This is a genomic window from Empedobacter sp. UBA3475 (assembly GCF_002378465.1).
Classification (GTDB): Bacteria; Bacteroidota; Bacteroidia; order Flavobacteriales; family Weeksellaceae; genus Empedobacter; species Empedobacter falsenii_B.
Map to the genome: position 1 here is coordinate 173,190 of NZ_DFRA01000002.1, position 14,436 is coordinate 187,625.

At 30.6% G+C, this 14,436-nt stretch carries 14 protein-coding genes; 9 read left to right on the forward strand and 5 right to left on the reverse strand.

Annotation, left to right across the window (positions count from 1 at the left end; genetic code table 11):
- Positions 1–1,119, reverse strand: a complete 1,119-nt coding sequence (locus tag B3I31_RS01225; RefSeq protein ID WP_291059307.1) for a C1 family peptidase — start codon at positions 1,117–1,119, stop codon at positions 1–3.
- Between the two features lie 125 nt (positions 1,120–1,244).
- Here B3I31_RS01225 and B3I31_RS01230 point away from each other — a divergent pair, with 125 nt between their 5' ends.
- Together B3I31_RS01230 and pyrF are read left to right on the forward strand one after the other, a co-directional pair.
- Positions 1,245–1,709: a hypothetical protein gene (locus tag B3I31_RS01230; protein ID WP_291059309.1), complete on the forward strand. Its 465-nt coding sequence runs from the start codon at positions 1,245–1,247 to the stop codon at positions 1,707–1,709.
- 159 nt (positions 1,710–1,868) lie between these two features.
- On the forward strand, positions 1,869–3,224 hold the full coding sequence (gene pyrF / locus B3I31_RS01235; protein ID WP_291071857.1) for an orotidine-5'-phosphate decarboxylase: 1,356 nt from the start codon (positions 1,869–1,871) through the stop codon (positions 3,222–3,224).
- 73 nt (positions 3,225–3,297) lie between these two features.
- On the opposite strand, the gene B3I31_RS01240 is transcribed toward pyrF, so the two are convergent.
- Together B3I31_RS01240 and trmB are read right to left on the reverse strand one after the other, a co-directional pair.
- Positions 3,298–4,659 (reverse strand): M20/M25/M40 family metallo-hydrolase, encoded by a 1,362-nt coding sequence (locus B3I31_RS01240; protein WP_291060617.1) that lies wholly within the window; start codon positions 4,657–4,659, stop codon positions 3,298–3,300.
- Between the two features lie 183 nt (positions 4,660–4,842).
- Positions 4,843–5,520: a tRNA (guanosine(46)-N7)-methyltransferase TrmB gene (trmB, locus tag B3I31_RS01245; protein WP_219033815.1), complete on the reverse strand. Its 678-nt coding sequence runs from the start codon at positions 5,518–5,520 to the stop codon at positions 4,843–4,845.
- Positions 5,521–5,655: 135 nt separating this feature from the next.
- Between trmB and B3I31_RS01250 the strand changes: the two genes are divergently transcribed.
- Both B3I31_RS01250 and B3I31_RS01255 read left to right on the forward strand, forming a co-directional pair.
- Positions 5,656–6,084 (forward strand): hypothetical protein, encoded by a 429-nt coding sequence (locus B3I31_RS01250; RefSeq protein WP_114998669.1) that lies wholly within the window; start codon positions 5,656–5,658, stop codon positions 6,082–6,084.
- Positions 6,085–6,263: 179 nt separating this feature from the next.
- Positions 6,264–6,737 carry a DUF6702 family protein gene (locus B3I31_RS01255; protein ID WP_291060619.1) on the forward strand — a complete coding sequence of 158 codons (474 nt, stop codon included), beginning with the start codon at positions 6,264–6,266 and terminating at the stop codon, positions 6,735–6,737.
- Between the two features lie 49 nt (positions 6,738–6,786).
- Here the strand turns inward: B3I31_RS01255 and B3I31_RS01260 are convergent, their stop codons facing one another.
- Both B3I31_RS01260 and B3I31_RS01265 read right to left on the reverse strand, forming a co-directional pair.
- Positions 6,787–8,043 (reverse strand): D-alanyl-D-alanine carboxypeptidase, encoded by a 1,257-nt coding sequence (locus B3I31_RS01260; protein WP_286495710.1) that lies wholly within the window; start codon positions 8,041–8,043, stop codon positions 6,787–6,789.
- Positions 8,043–8,945, reverse strand: coding sequence for a mechanosensitive ion channel family protein (locus B3I31_RS01265; RefSeq protein WP_180905406.1), 903 nt, complete (start codon positions 8,943–8,945; stop codon positions 8,043–8,045). The genes B3I31_RS01260 and B3I31_RS01265 overlap by 1 nt, the downstream gene beginning before the upstream one ends.
- 177 nt (positions 8,946–9,122) lie before the next feature.
- On the opposite strand from B3I31_RS01265, the gene B3I31_RS01270 reads away from it, so the two are divergent.
- The 5 genes from B3I31_RS01270 to B3I31_RS01290 form a co-directional block, all read left to right on the forward strand.
- The gene (locus B3I31_RS01270; protein WP_286495711.1) at positions 9,123–10,424 is read left to right on the forward strand and encodes an OmpA family protein; all 1,302 of its coding nucleotides are present in this window, start codon (positions 9,123–9,125) and stop codon (positions 10,422–10,424) included.
- A gap of 111 nt (positions 10,425–10,535) precedes the next feature.
- Positions 10,536–11,666, forward strand: a complete 1,131-nt coding sequence (gene tgt / locus B3I31_RS01275; RefSeq protein ID WP_286495712.1) for a tRNA guanosine(34) transglycosylase Tgt — start codon at positions 10,536–10,538, stop codon at positions 11,664–11,666.
- A 1-nt stretch (position 11,667) separates the two neighbouring features.
- Positions 11,668–12,762, forward strand: coding sequence for an LptF/LptG family permease (locus tag B3I31_RS01280; protein WP_286495713.1), 1,095 nt, complete (start codon positions 11,668–11,670; stop codon positions 12,760–12,762).
- A gap of 178 nt (positions 12,763–12,940) precedes the next feature.
- A complete protein-coding gene (locus B3I31_RS01285; RefSeq protein WP_286495714.1) occupies positions 12,941–14,191 on the forward strand; it encodes a hypothetical protein in 1,251 nt (416 codons plus the stop codon).
- Positions 14,192–14,216: 25 nt separating this feature from the next.
- Positions 14,217–14,436, forward strand: a 220-nt coding sequence (locus tag B3I31_RS01290; protein ID WP_291060620.1) for a hypothetical protein, incomplete at its 3' end; no start/stop codon positions are given.

Genomic DNA, 14,436 nt, shown 5'->3' on the forward strand with positions numbered 1-14,436 from the left:
TTATTTAACACCTAATTGCTTTTTCACTTCTTTTGACAACGCATCTTTGTGCAGTGTAAAAGCAATTGATTTCATTCTGAAAAATGGTTTCGACATATAAATATGTCCATTATTTCCTAAATCTGTTGTTCCCCAAGAATTTTTCACATCATAATATTGATTTCCCAATTGATCTTTCAAAATTCCCGTAATATGCATTAAATGGTCGTCTTCTGTCGAATAATCTTCAAAAGCAGCTTGACGCTCATCAGCAGAAACCCATTTTTCAGGTAAAATCTGAACAAAATAATCTGATTCTAAACCTTCTGAAGGCCAAATTGCCATTCCATATTTTTTAGAAAATGTTTTTTCAGAAACATCTGTATCAAAAGCCGCTGTATATCCTTTATATAACGCTTCGTCCAATACTTTCATGTATTCATCTAATGGTAAATTATAATATGAACCATTTGAGAAATTATCTGGCACTTGTAAAATAAATTGTGAATAATATGGCGCTTGCTGAAAAGATGTCAAGGTTACATAATCATCAGGATTTATTTTCAAGGCTTTTGCAAATTCTTGTGGTGTATATTCTTTTCCTTCGAACTTAAATTTTGTTGGAGGAACACCTAATTTATCATTCAATTTTTGATCAAATTTTGATTTCCAATCTGCTGTTAAATATTTTTTAGGATTTTTTACAATCGAATCTAATCCAACTTTCAAATCTTTTACCAACATTTCGTGGTTATGCTTCACATCTGTTCCATTCGCAAAACCTGCATAAACTTCGTTTGGAACTAATCCATTTTTACGAACCGAATTTAAAACATCATGCGACAAACCTCCTTGACTAAACTGTGCTTTTCCTTGGCGATATACATAATTATACGCTTTTACAGGATAAGTAAAACGCACATTATACATTTCCGATAAATCGACATCTTTTCCTGTCAAACGCTTCACTTCCGATTCTAAAAAAGAAGTTGTCGAAAATGACCAACAAGTTCCCGTTTTTCCTTGCGAAATAATAGGAAGTGCAGAATTATTAACTAATTCCTTAAATTTGAAAGGTGTTTCTTGTGCCGAAACCAACATACTTACAAAAGCGATGCTAGCGAATATATATTTTTTCATTTGTGTTTGTATAGATTTCAAAAGTAAAGTTATTTTATGAAGTTTTATTATAAAATGTAGAACGAAAACTTCTTTTCTGAATTACATAAAAATTATATTTTTACGTAAATATTTAATTCTTATAAATGAAAGAATATATTAGTAGAAAATATAATAGTTTTTATAATGTGCTTATTATAATTGTTTTAAACATATTAATTCTATTTACTTCAGTAATTATTTTCACTTATTTAGACGAAATAATTGTAAAAAATAAATATGATGTCTTGATTTTTTGTATTTCATTTATACTAATTTTATGTGTTTTTATTCGGATTAATTATCAGATTAATGAAATAGTGTTAGATAATAACATTAACCAACTTACAATTAAAAAGGTATTTTCAAAAAAAACATTTAATCTTAATGAAGTTCAAGAAATTAATCAATTTGTACTTCCATATTTAAATTATATCAAAATAAATAACAAAAAGTTCTTTTTTATATCAAGAGCTATTGATCCTTTTGGTGATAATTTTACATTTAATAGCGAAGAAGATTTAGAAAACATAAGATGTACTATTGATTCAATAAAAAATAACATTAATTAAAAATTTTCATTTATTTTAAATACATAATATTTCATTTTTCGAACAAATTATAAATCAAATCAGTATAAATATTCAATTTTTATTCATCTTAAAATTAATTTTCGTGAAAATGCCATAAATGACTCAAAAACCTATTAACTTTGCTCAAACATTACACAGATGCAACCAAGAGAAGATTTTTTATTGAAAGCTTACGAGCTGGGAATTATAAAATTTGGAAATTTTACTTTAAAAAGTGGTATAGAATCTCCTTTCTATGTCGATTTAAGACCTTTGGCTTCTAGTCCACAATTACTAAAAACTTTAGCAAACAATTTATTAGATTTAGTAGAAGATGTAGAATATGACTTGATTTGTGGTGTGCCTTACGCAGCTTTGCCAATGGCGACTACAATGAGTTTAACATCGAATATTCCTTTGATTATCAAACGTAAAGAAAACAAAGGTTACGGTACTAAACGTATGGTAGAAGGTGTTTTTGCAGAAGGACAATCTTGTCTTTTAGTAGAAGATGTAATTACATCTGGACAATCTTTATTAGAAACAATTGATCAAGTTGAACGCGAAGGTTTACGTGTAAAAGATTTGGTTGTTGTTTTAGACCGTGCACAAGGTGGTTCAGACAAATTAAAAGAACAAGGGTACAACGTGATAACGTTATTTACAATTCACGAAGTAATCGATATTTTACATAAATATCACCGTTTGAGTGATGATGAAGCGAAAAAAATCAAAGACTTTTTAGCTTTACCTCCAGAAGCGGCTCCTGCAAAACAACGTATTGCATTGGAAAACAAAAAAATTGTACATCCAGTTGGAAAACGTTTAGTTGAATTAGCACTTAAAAAACAATCAAACTTGATTGCTTCTGCTGATTTAATTACTTCTGAAGAAATTATTGATTTCGCTGGTAAAGTTGGTGATCATGTTGTTGCTTTAAAATTACATTCAGATATTATTCAAGATTTTTCGGACAATTTAATTGTTGAATTGAAAAAAATCGCACGCGAAAAAGAATTCTTATTATTCGAAGACCGTAAATTTGGTGATATCGGAAATACACAAGAATTACAATTCAAGAAATCGATTTATAAAATTTCTGATTGGGCAGATTTAGTAACTGTTCATCCAATTGGAGGTTTAGAATCATTAAAAGTTTTCGAAAATACAGGCGTAATCACAATTGTAGAAATGTCTTCGAAAGGAACATTGACAGACGATTATTACTTTACAAAAGCAATTAATGTTTCGGAACAATCTGGAAATGTTTTGGGAGCTGTTGCGCAACGCCAAGTTCCTGATAACTTGTTGTTGTTTACACCTGGTGTTAATATTTCTTCGACTGGAGATAATAAAGGACAACAGTACAATACGCCTGAATTGGTTTTCAAAAATTACCACACAGACTTTATGATTGTTGGTCGTGGAATTTACAAAGCTGCTGATGTAAAAACTGCAGCTAAAGAATACCAAACTTTAGGTTGGGTTTCTTACTTACAAAGTTTGAATAACTAAGATTTAGATAAATTTTAAAAATATAAAGCAAGCTAAATTAAGCTTGCTTTTTGTTTTTTATTTCGTTTGAATTTTACTTCAATACAAATTTATGAGAAATAGAATTTCCTTGATTGTCATTAATTGTAGCTATATAAAACCCTGTTGATAAATTAGACAAATTTACACTTCCGTTTGATTGATCAGAATTAAACATTTTAACAGTTCGTCCAGTTGCATCTATAATTTTTATCGAAATTGATGCATTAAAATTTAGTTGATAACTCAATATTTTATTTGAAACAAAAATTTTAGACGAATTTTTATCGACATCATTTGTTCCTAAAGTTGAGGTCTTAGCCGCTTCAACCACATATTCAATTCCTAATTTCGTAAATTTTGCTGCGTGTGTAGACGTACTTCCCATTGAAGCATAGGTATCGTTTACAGAATGTATATAAGGATTATCTTCTCCCATTTTAGCTTCAAAAGGTAAAGTTGCTGCAAAACCATTTTCGTACCAACTAAAATGATCAGAACATCCATAACCACATTTTGACGTATCATATGTAAATTGATGCAAACCAGTTGTGTTATATTCGTACATCAATTTCATCAAAAACGAATTGAGATTTGCATCACAATAAGCATCCGTCATCAAAATAACATCCTTTGCAGAACCTTTGTAATTCGTCATATCAAATTGTACATAACCTATTACATTTTTATTCTCCGAAGCGTATTTCTGCGCAATTTCTTTCGACCCTACCAAACCTATTTCTTCTGCTGCATAAGCCATAATTTCGGTAGTTCGTTGCGGTTTGAAATTATTTTTTAACAACACACGCAAAACTTCTGTAATTATTGCAATTCCAGATGCATTATCATCTGCTCCTGGTGCAAAAGTTTGATTTGCATTCCAACCAACAGTCGAATCGGCATGACCTCCAATAATCACAAATTCATCTTTCTTTTCAATTCCATTAAAAGTCAAAATCAACGACTTCATTGGCGTATTCACATGATCAACGATTCTTACAAATACGTCAGTTCGTCCTGCATCAGCAATCATTTTCACCCAAACTTCCTTCAATTTAAGAACCGCATTATTTGCTTCTTGTCGTGTATGATAACGCGTTTTGAAATCTTCTAACATCAAAATTGTTTTCTCAATTTCTTTGACATCAACATCATTCAATGCCGTAGTTATAAAAGCTTGTTCTGATATTGTATAATTGAAAGGTGCTTTTTTCTGAGATGGCTTTTCTTGAAGTGATTGTAGTGCATCTTCTTTCGAATTTCTAAAAATATAACCATGTCCATGCGCAAATTTTCCATGTAAACTTTCAGCAATTTCTGGATGAAAATAAATAGCAGAAAAATTATCTTTCGAAGAAATTATTTCAATAGAATCCGCATGATTTTTTTGTAAAAAAGTGGCATTCTCAGTCTCCATTGTCGCAAAAATGAAATTTTCTCTAGATTGCGAAAAAGAAAAGATATTATGGAATAAAAAAGGTGTTAGGAATAAAAATTTATTTTTCATAAAATCATAAAAGTGTTACAACAAATATATGATTAATAAACTTTTATCAAATTTATTTCAAATAAAAAAATCCATCTTTCGATGGATTTTTGATTAATATTTTAATTGAAATTTTATATAGGTAATCTTTTTACCTTCTTCCAAAAATTTCGATTCATAATATGTTTGTACAGCTGTTACAATTTCTGGAATATCCGAATGATCTGGGTGATAAACATCGTGTGTAGAACGAATCACTTCGTGTCCTTCGATGTGAATAACACCATGTGTATATCCGTGTAAAAATTCAGAATCTGTTTTTAAATTAACTGTTCCTTCAGGTTTTAAGATGGTATTGTAACGTCTCAAAAATTCAGGATCTGTTAAACGATGTTTTGTTCTTCTGTATTTGATTTGTGGATCTGGGAAAGTAATCCAAATTTCGCTCACTTCATTTTCTGCAAAAAGATGATCGATAATTTCGATTTGAGTTCGAAGAAATCCAGCATTTTCAATTCCTTCATCCAAACAAGTCTTAGCACCACGCCAAAATCTTGATCCTTTAATATCTACTCCGATAAAATTACGATCCTTGTCACGACGCGCCATTGCAACTGTATATTCTCCTTTTCCGCACCCAAGTTCTAACACAATTGGTTTGTCGTTCTTGAAAAATTCTTTGTTCCAATTTCCTTTTAATGCAAACTCGTTAATTGCCTCTTCTCGTGTTGGTTGAACAACATTCTGAAAAGTTTTATTTTCGTTAAATCTTCTGATTTTATCTTTTCCCATTTCGGATATATTTTGCGCGAAATTACGAGATTTTGATTAATCTAAAAAACTGTTCTGAAAACACATAAATATCATCAAATAGTATTTATGTAAAAAGGTTTGTTATTTTTGTATTGAAAAACTAAAATTAGAAAAATGGATTTTATCAAACAATTTCATAGTGGCTGGGCTTATCTTGTGATTTTGATGGGCGTTATCTTTGTGATTTCAACATTAATTTATGCGATTTCTAAAAAAGATACAAACGCAACAATAAAAAAAATCGGGTTATTTACAACCATTACTTTTCACGTTCAATTATTACTTGGATTAGTAAATTTAATAAAATTGGCTGTTGATGTTTCTGGGGCAGAAAACATTATGAAAAACGATATTTTAAGATTTAAGTTGATGGAACATCCATTAATTATGATTTCTGCTGTTATTTTTATGACGATTGCAAATGCAAAACTAAAACGCTCTATAACTGTACCAATGAGCGTCCCTATTTTTGCAATAGTTTCATTTCTATTAGTAGCTTTAGGAGTTTTCTTTTTATACCAAAATCAACTTTGGTTAGTTTAAAAATTAGAATAATTTCACTAAAAAGAGTATTAATAACTTAATACTCTTTTTATATTTTTATGTGATTTATAATTTTTTTATTCTAATTTCGTTATTAACAAGTCGCTAAAGCTTTCTTTTAAATTTTAAGAATCTTTGGCACTCGATTTGAAATAGACTTGTACAAACTAAGAAATAAAATGAAATACATAAAATATCTATTCTCTTTGCTTTTGGTTTTAGTAACTTTTAACCTAAACGCTCAAGATTTTCATACAGCAAATATCAAGGTTGATTACGAACAAGAAACTGGAACTTTAAATATCACTGCGCGTACATTTACCAATCAGTTGGAAAAAGCAGTTGGTGCTGATGTTTCAAACAAATCTAACTTCGAAAACAAGTTGAAAGCGTATGTAAATAGTAAAGTTGATGTCAAAGTAAATGGTAAAGCTTTGGGAACTTCTTATTATGGTTATCAGGTAAATGATAAATCGACACGAGTTTTTTTTAAGTTTGATAAAATTTCTAATATCAACTCGATAGAACTAAAAGTAGCTTTGTTGACAGATATTTTTAATGATCAACAAAACATTGTAACCTTTGATGTCAAAAATAAAAAAGACACAAAAGTATTAACAGGAAATAACGACACCATAAAGATGTCTTTCTAATAAAGCAAAAGCCTTCCGATTTTGGAAGGCTTTTTTATTTCAAATATGCTTAATAATTATCTCTAATAATTCGCAATAACTTTTCATTCTCATTTCGAATCCAAGATAAATCTTTGATTGAATTATTATTCATCAAACTAAAAATTAACGTTCTTCCAGATTTCGTTTTCAAATAACCACTCAACGTTACATTATTGTTCAACGTTCCTGTTTTGGCATAAATATAAGGTTGCGCCGAATCTTTGTATCTATTTTTGATTGTTCCCGTTTTACCACCGATTGGGAAAATAGAAAACAAACGTTGCTCAGGAAATTCGTTATACATTTTCCCTAAAACTTGTGCAAAACTTTGTGGTGTAAACAAATTATAACGCGATAATCCCGAACCGTCAAACCATTCTGGTTGTTGTTTCAAATCATTCAACAAATATCTTTTCGAAAAGGTAATCGTTTCAGAAGCGCTCAGTTTTCCTGGTAAAGTACTCGAAGCTAAAATCAATAAATGTTCTGCCAAAAAATTATCGCTATTTTCCATCATTTCGCGGTAAACATCATCTGATTTCTGACTATAAAACACTTTCGGATTATTAACCATTGGCGTTTTGACCATATCAACAGGTTTTCCCAAAATTTGCGACAACGATTTTTCTATCACCATTTCATTCACAATAAAAGGAACTTTTTCTGTTCGTTTTTTATTGCTGATATAAAATTTATTGTCATAGAAATTCCTCGGCTCTGGCATTTCTCTAATTTCTGTTAATTCTTCAAAATATGTCGGAAATGTTTTGATTGAACTTCCATTTTTCGAAATTGAAACTAAATTTTCATGAATCGGAAACTGACTTCTTTCTGGTGCATAATCTTTTCTAAAATCGTCCCAAGTCCAACCTGGTAAAAAAGATTCTTCGTCGAAATTATTCCAATGAAAAACAATTTTAGAACCATTATTTTTCAGGAAATCTAACGCTCGTGTATTTTTATATTTTGGATGCAAAAAAGTTGGATCTCCAGTTCCTTCGATATGCAATTCGTCACCAATCAACTGATATTTGAATGCAGGAATCGAATCATTTAACATTTTCATCGCTGTATACAACGTAAAAATTTTGGTGTTAGAAGCTGGAATAAAAAATTTGTTTCCGTTATAATTATAAATTTCTTCTTTCGTAATTGGATCATACAAATAAAATCCCGTGAATTGAGTGGAATAGAAATCTGAATTGAGATGTTTCTCAATTAATTCGGTCTGCGCAAAAAGATGCACAGACGAAAAAATTGATAATATGGTAAGTAAATACTTCATTAATCTTTGTTCTCGAAAGGAATTGTTGACGAGTTCGATTCGTTTTTAATAATCATTTCTGTATGTGGATAAGGCATCGAGATATTATTGTCGTCTAACGCATATTTCACCGCGCGATACAATTGCCAATAAGCCGTCCAATAATCACTATTTTTCACATAACAACGCACAGCCAAATTCACAGAACTTGCAGCAAATTCTAGAATCTCAACCGTTTTAGATTGTGTATCATCAACCAATTCATTTTTCTCTAAAACATTCAACAAAACTTCGCGCGCTTTGTCAAAATCATCATCATAAGAAATACCAACATTTACATCTAATCGACGATATTCTTTTACAGAATAATTGGTAATTGGATTGTTAAATAAATTTCCGTTTGGCAAAGTTATGATCTGTCCTTTTGCAGTTGCAATTACTGTATTTAGTAAATTTATCGACTCTACACTTCCTTCATTTCCTTGCGATACTATATAATCCCCAACTTTAAAAGGTTTGAAAAGAATAATTAAAATTCCTGCTGCAAAATTTGACAAAGATCCTTGTAAAGCTAAACCAACTGCTAAACCAACACCTCCTAAAGCTGCAACAAAACCAGAAGCATTAAAACCTAATCGCCCTACAACAAAAGTTAATACAATAGCTTTGAATAATATATTAAGAATTGGAATTAAAAACGTGCGAATTGATAAATCGACATTTCGTGCAACCATTCTTTTTTCGATTAACTTGACAAGTTTACCTGTTACCCAAAAACCAATTATTAAGGTTAATAAAGCAGAAACTAAGCTCCATCCAACTTCAGAACCTTTCGTTAATAACCATTGTGTAAAGTTTTCTAAATCCTTAAATGGTGTTGTTATTACATCTTGCAAACTATCTACTTTGTCTTGCTCTTGCATAATTATTCTTTTTATTAGTAATTCAGTTGATAAAATTAGTTCCAATCTAACATCTTTTCAAAAAAATAGAAAAATTATCATTTTTTTTAACTATTTTTAATAAACATGAATATTGGTACAATATTCGTTAATAATAAATTACAACTAAAAAAGGACTATAATTAAAAATTAAAATCTATGAACATTATTGAATTAGTAAAAGGGTATATTACCCCAGATTTGATCTCGAAAACTTCATCAGAATTAGGTGAAAATGAATCGGGAATTTCTAAAGCAATCAATGCATTTATTCCTATTCTTTTAGGAGGTGTTTTAGAAAAAAAGAATTCAACAACTGGTTTATTTCATACCATCAAATCTTTTGGTGCTTCTCGTGGATTAGCAAATATCTCTACAGAACAAGAAACACCAGACACGATCAAAGAATTAATCAATGTTATTTTTGGTTCAAATGCGCAACCAATCGTTTCTAAAATTGCTGAATATGCAGGGATTTCGACAGGTTCATCTTCAAAATTATTAGACTTAACAGCTTTAACAACCTTTGGATCCATTGGAAAAGAAGCCGAATTTAACAATGTAACAGAAGCTGATTTCTTTTCATCTTTAGGAGGAATTAAAGATAAAATTTTAGGATTAATTCCAACTGGTTTAGGACTTGGAGCTTTAGGTTTAGGAACAATGTTTAATGATGCGCCTAAAATCACTGAAACAATAGATGTTGCAAAAGATCATGTAACTGAAACTATTACAGAAACAAGAAAAGTAGTTGATGTAGAACCGGAAGAAAAACCTTATGTAGCGCCAGTTGATGCTTACGCAGAAACTCATAACAACAATGGTGGCGGAGGTTTTTGGAAATGGTTAATTCCATTGATCCTACTTGCTTTAGCAGCCTTTTTCTTATTAAAAAAATGTAATAAAGACGAAGAAAAAACAGTTGTTACAGAAGAAACTGAAATTGTAGTTGATTCATTGAATACTGATTCTCTAAACGCTGCGCCAAAAGAATTATCTGATATCGATTTAGATGGTGTTGCTTTGAAAGGATACGCAAATGGATTAGAAGATCAAATTATCAAATTTATCAAAGCGCCAGATTTTGCAACAATGACAGAAGATCAATTGAAAGAAAAATGGTTCAACTTTGATAATGTCAACTTCGTTTTTGGTAAAACAGATCAATTAGAGCCAGGTTCTGACGTTCAATTAGATAATGTTGCTGCAATTTTGAAAAAATATCCAACTGCAAAAATTAAACTTGGAGCATACACAGATAAAGTTGGTGATGATGCGAAAAACAAAGTAATCTCTCAAAAAAGAGCAGATTACTTAAAAGCTGAATTAACAAAACGTGGTGTTGGTGCGCAAGTTATTGCTGCCGAAGGTTACGGAGAAGAATTTGCAAAAGTAGCTGAAACAGCTTCTGACTCAGAAAGAGCTTCTGATCGCAAAATGTCATTACGTTTCACAAAATAATCATTTCATAAAATTTCCAAATAAGGGTAAAGGCTACTTTATCCTTATTTTTTTGTTATTTTTTTCGAAACCAACTCGCAACAAGCTAAACAATTAATATCTTTGCACACTATGAAATTTTCAATCGATAAAAAAGACGAATTTTCTAAGGCAAGAGCTGGTGTTGTAGAAACCGATCATGGTAGAATCGAAACACCTATTTTTATGCCTGTTGGTACAGTTGGTACAGTAAAATCTGTTCACCAACGTGAGTTAGAAGAAGATATTAAGGCCCAAATCATTCTTGGAAATACTTATCATTTGTATTTGCGTCCAGGAACTGATATTTTGCACAGAGCGGAAGGATTACATAAATTTATGAATTGGCAAAAACCAATCTTAACAGATTCTGGAGGATTCCAAGTGTATTCTTTAGCAACAAGTCGTAAAAAATCTGAAGAAGGTGTGCGTTTCAAATCGCATATCGATGGTTCTTACCATATGTTTACACCAGAGAAATCAATGGAAATCCAACGTTACATCGGAGCAGATATTTTTATGGCTTTTGATGAATTAACAGGAATTCCTGCAAAATATCATGATGCGAAACGTGCCATGCATGTTACACATCGTTGGTTGGAGCGTTGTAGAACTTGGTTAAACAATAATCCTGAATATTACGATCACAAACAAACGCTGTTCCCAATTGTACAAGGAAACGATTTTAAAGATTTACGTCAAGAATCAGCAAAATATATTGCAGATTTCGGTGCAGAAGGAAATGCAATTGGTGGATTATCTGTTGGTGAACCAGAACCTGTGATGTACGAAATGACGGATATCGTAACAGAAATTCTTCCACAAGACAAACCTCGCTATTTAATGGGAGTTGGAACACCTTGGAATATCATCGAATGTATTGCTTTAGGAGTTGATATGTTCGACTGTGTTATGCCAACTCGTAATGCGCGTAACGCCATGTTGTTCACGTGGAATGGTGTTATGAATATGAAAAATGCAAAATGGAAAGATTGTTTTGAACCATTAGACGAAAACGGGACTAGCTATGTGGATAGTTATTACACAAAAGCCTATGTTCGTCATTTGTTCAATGCCAACGAAGCTTTAGGAAAACAAATTGCATCAGTTCATAACCTTGCCTTTTATTTAGATTTGGTAAGAGTGGCAAGAGAACATATCTTAGCAGGAGATTTCGCTCAATGGAAAGAACAAATTGTTCCACAATTAAAACAACGTCTGTAGTTTGAAAATAATTGATAAATACATCATCCGAAACTTTATCGGAACCTTCATCTTTATGGTTTTGATTTTATCTACTATCGCCGTAATTGTCGATCTTAGTCAAAAATTAGGACGTATTAATGATAGTGGTTCTACTGCATATTCTGCATTAACCGAATTTTACCCTTATTGGTCAATTTGGATTATCAACACCTTTTTACCGATTGCTGTTTTCATCTCCGTGATCTATTTTACATCACGACTGACGATGCAAACCGAAATTGTAGGTGTGCTTTCGGGTGGTATTAGTTTTTATCGATTTACACTTCCATATGTTTGGGTGGCTATATTTTTAGCAATTTCCGCTTTATTAGTAGGAAATGTAGTTTTACCTTGGGCAAATATTAAAAAAAATAAATACCAATATACCCATTTATTGAGTAATAACGACAAGGAAGAATATTACAAACGACAACGTATCGGTTCGCAAATTTCTCCTGATGAGTTTGTTTTTGTGGATAGTTATGACAGAACTGAAAAATTAGGAAGTTCTTTTATGTATCAAAAATTTGATTCGACTGAGTTGAAAAAACAAATCATCGCTTCAAGTTTTAATTGGAATGATAAAGATTCTACTTATGCATTAATGAGTGTTTACACACGCGAAATTAACAAGGATAAAACTGAAAAGTTAAATTACGAAGCCAATACAAATTTGAAGTTACCAGCTTCTCCTGACGAAATTTTACCAGAAGAATATGTTGCCGAAACAATGAATACCTTCGAATTAAATGAATTTATTCAGAAACAAAAAGCAAAAGGTTCTGCCAATGTAAATACATACGAAAATGAATTAAATAACCGTTTGAGCGGTCCATTTTCAACTATTATTTTGACACTTTTGGCTCTATCGCTTTCATCTAAAAAACGTCGTGGAGGAATCGGAATCAATCTTGCAGTTGGTATTTCGTTAGCGTTTGTCTACATTTTCTTCTCGCAAACAACGTCTACGTTTTCCGAAAAAGGATATGTTTCGCCACTTGTCGCCTCGTGGATACCAAACATCGTCTTCGGATTACTAACTTTGTTTTTATATTTCAGACGAGCTCGTTCATAAAATATTTCAAAAATCCAGTTTCGAAAAGAACTGGATTTTTTATTTGATATTAAACCAATTATATTTTTAATTAAAAGAATATTTTTTTTATTCAATTGATAATAAGTAACTTTAAAATATTCTAAATTAATTTCTTAGATTTAAAAAAAGTTGAAGTGTAAAACTAAAATCAATTGATATGAAAAAAAATTTACTCCTTTTATTTTTAATCCTTTCGGTTTCTATTTTTTCACAAGAAACATTAAATACAATGTTTTATAATGTGTTCAAATTTCCGAATTCACTTCCTCAAAATCGTCAATTGATCTTAAGAGATATTTTAGACGAATACAAACCAGATTTATTTATGATTTGTGAATTAGTAACAGAAAATGGCGCTGATTTAATCTTAAATACATCTTTGCAAAATCAACCTGATAAATTTGCTCGCGCACTTTTTGTGGCTGATACAACGAAATTAGATGATCCGTTACAAACAATGGTTTTTTATAATACACGTAAATTGACGTTGGTTAATCAACAAAAAATCCCAACAGTTTATCGCGACATCAATCAATATTCTTTTCAATTAAATATTACTTCAAACGATCCCATTCATTTAGAAGTTTTTGTTGCGCATCTAAAATCAAGTACAGGACCTGCAAATCGTCAAATGCGTTTGGAAATGGTGCAAGAAGTCACAAAATCCTTGAAAAAATTAACGCAACCTAATACATATGTTCTTTTTGCTGGAGATTTTAATTTTTATAATTCATCAGAACCAGCTTATCAAGAAATTATCAATCCGGCAAATGCTATTTTGATGATTGATCCATTAAATGCACTTGGAAATTGGCAAGACAATCCAGCTTTTAGTTATTTACATACACAAAGTACACGCGTTTCTAACATAGGTTTTGGAAGCGGAACTAATGCAGGGGCAAGTGGCGGTTTGGACGATCGCTTTGATTTTATTGTGATGAGTGAAAATTTCAAAAACAGCTCACGTTTTTCTTTTATAAACGATAGTTATAAAGCGTATGGAAATAATGGAGATTGTTTGAATAAAGACGTTAAAGATCCTGATTGTACGGGCATTTACTCTCAAACTCTACGAACTAATTTGTACAATATGAGTGATCATTTACCTGTTGTCATGCAATTTAAAATTCATGAGAATTTGAGCACAAAATCAATTGAATCAAAACCTTTTATCTGGTTAAAATCAGCAAATATTACGAATGATAAAATTATAATTGGTATTGATAAAACACAATTAAATACTCAAAATAATATACTTTTCATTTACAATTCAGTTGGACAAAGTGTACAATCGGTTCGTATTAATAATCAATCAAATATAACGATTGATTGTCAAAGCTTAGCTTCTGGAATTTATTATATAAAAACAAAAGAATCGAACGAAATTTTAAAGTTTATAAAAAAATAATATTTTTATAAACAATAAATCCAATATGAAATATTTTATTCTGATACTTTTTACATTTCTCTTATTTAATTCTTGTGAAAATGAACAGATAATTCACTCTAATTTAATTAAAGAAAGTGAAAAATTTTTCGAAAAAAGAAATATAAATTCTAAAGATTTTAAAACCCTATTTTATATCAAAAAAGGTGATGATTATGCTCATTATGTTTTAAAATATTATAAAGTACCCGTTGTGCATTTTAAAT

Excerpts from the sequence above, each read along its gene's own strand:
- B3I31_RS01225 (WP_291059307.1), bottom strand. The coding sequence starts at position 1,119 with ATGAAAAAATATATATTCGCTAGCATCGCTTTTGTAAGTATGTTGGTT.
- B3I31_RS01230 (WP_291059309.1), top strand. The coding sequence starts at position 1,245 with ATGAAAGAATATATTAGTAGAAAATATAATAGTTTTTATAATGTGCTT.
- pyrF (WP_291071857.1), top strand. The coding sequence starts at position 1,869 with ATGCAACCAAGAGAAGATTTTTTATTGAAAGCTTACGAGCTGGGAATT.
- B3I31_RS01240 (WP_291060617.1), bottom strand. The coding sequence starts at position 4,659 with ATGGAGACTGAGAATGCCACTTTTTTACAAAAAAATCATGCGGATTCT.
- trmB (WP_219033815.1), bottom strand. The coding sequence starts at position 5,520 with ATGGGAAAAGATAAAATCAGAAGATTTAACGAAAATAAAACTTTTCAG.
- B3I31_RS01250 (WP_114998669.1), top strand. The coding sequence starts at position 5,656 with ATGGATTTTATCAAACAATTTCATAGTGGCTGGGCTTATCTTGTGATT.
- B3I31_RS01255 (WP_291060619.1), top strand. The coding sequence starts at position 6,264 with ATGAAATACATAAAATATCTATTCTCTTTGCTTTTGGTTTTAGTAACT.
- B3I31_RS01260 (WP_286495710.1), bottom strand. The coding sequence starts at position 8,043 with ATGAAGTATTTACTTACCATATTATCAATTTTTTCGTCTGTGCATCTT.
- B3I31_RS01265 (WP_180905406.1), bottom strand. The coding sequence starts at position 8,945 with ATGCAAGAGCAAGACAAAGTAGATAGTTTGCAAGATGTAATAACAACA.
- B3I31_RS01270 (WP_286495711.1), top strand. The coding sequence starts at position 9,123 with ATGAACATTATTGAATTAGTAAAAGGGTATATTACCCCAGATTTGATC.
- tgt (WP_286495712.1), top strand. The coding sequence starts at position 10,536 with ATGAAATTTTCAATCGATAAAAAAGACGAATTTTCTAAGGCAAGAGCT.
- B3I31_RS01285 (WP_286495714.1), top strand. The coding sequence starts at position 12,941 with ATGAAAAAAAATTTACTCCTTTTATTTTTAATCCTTTCGGTTTCTATT.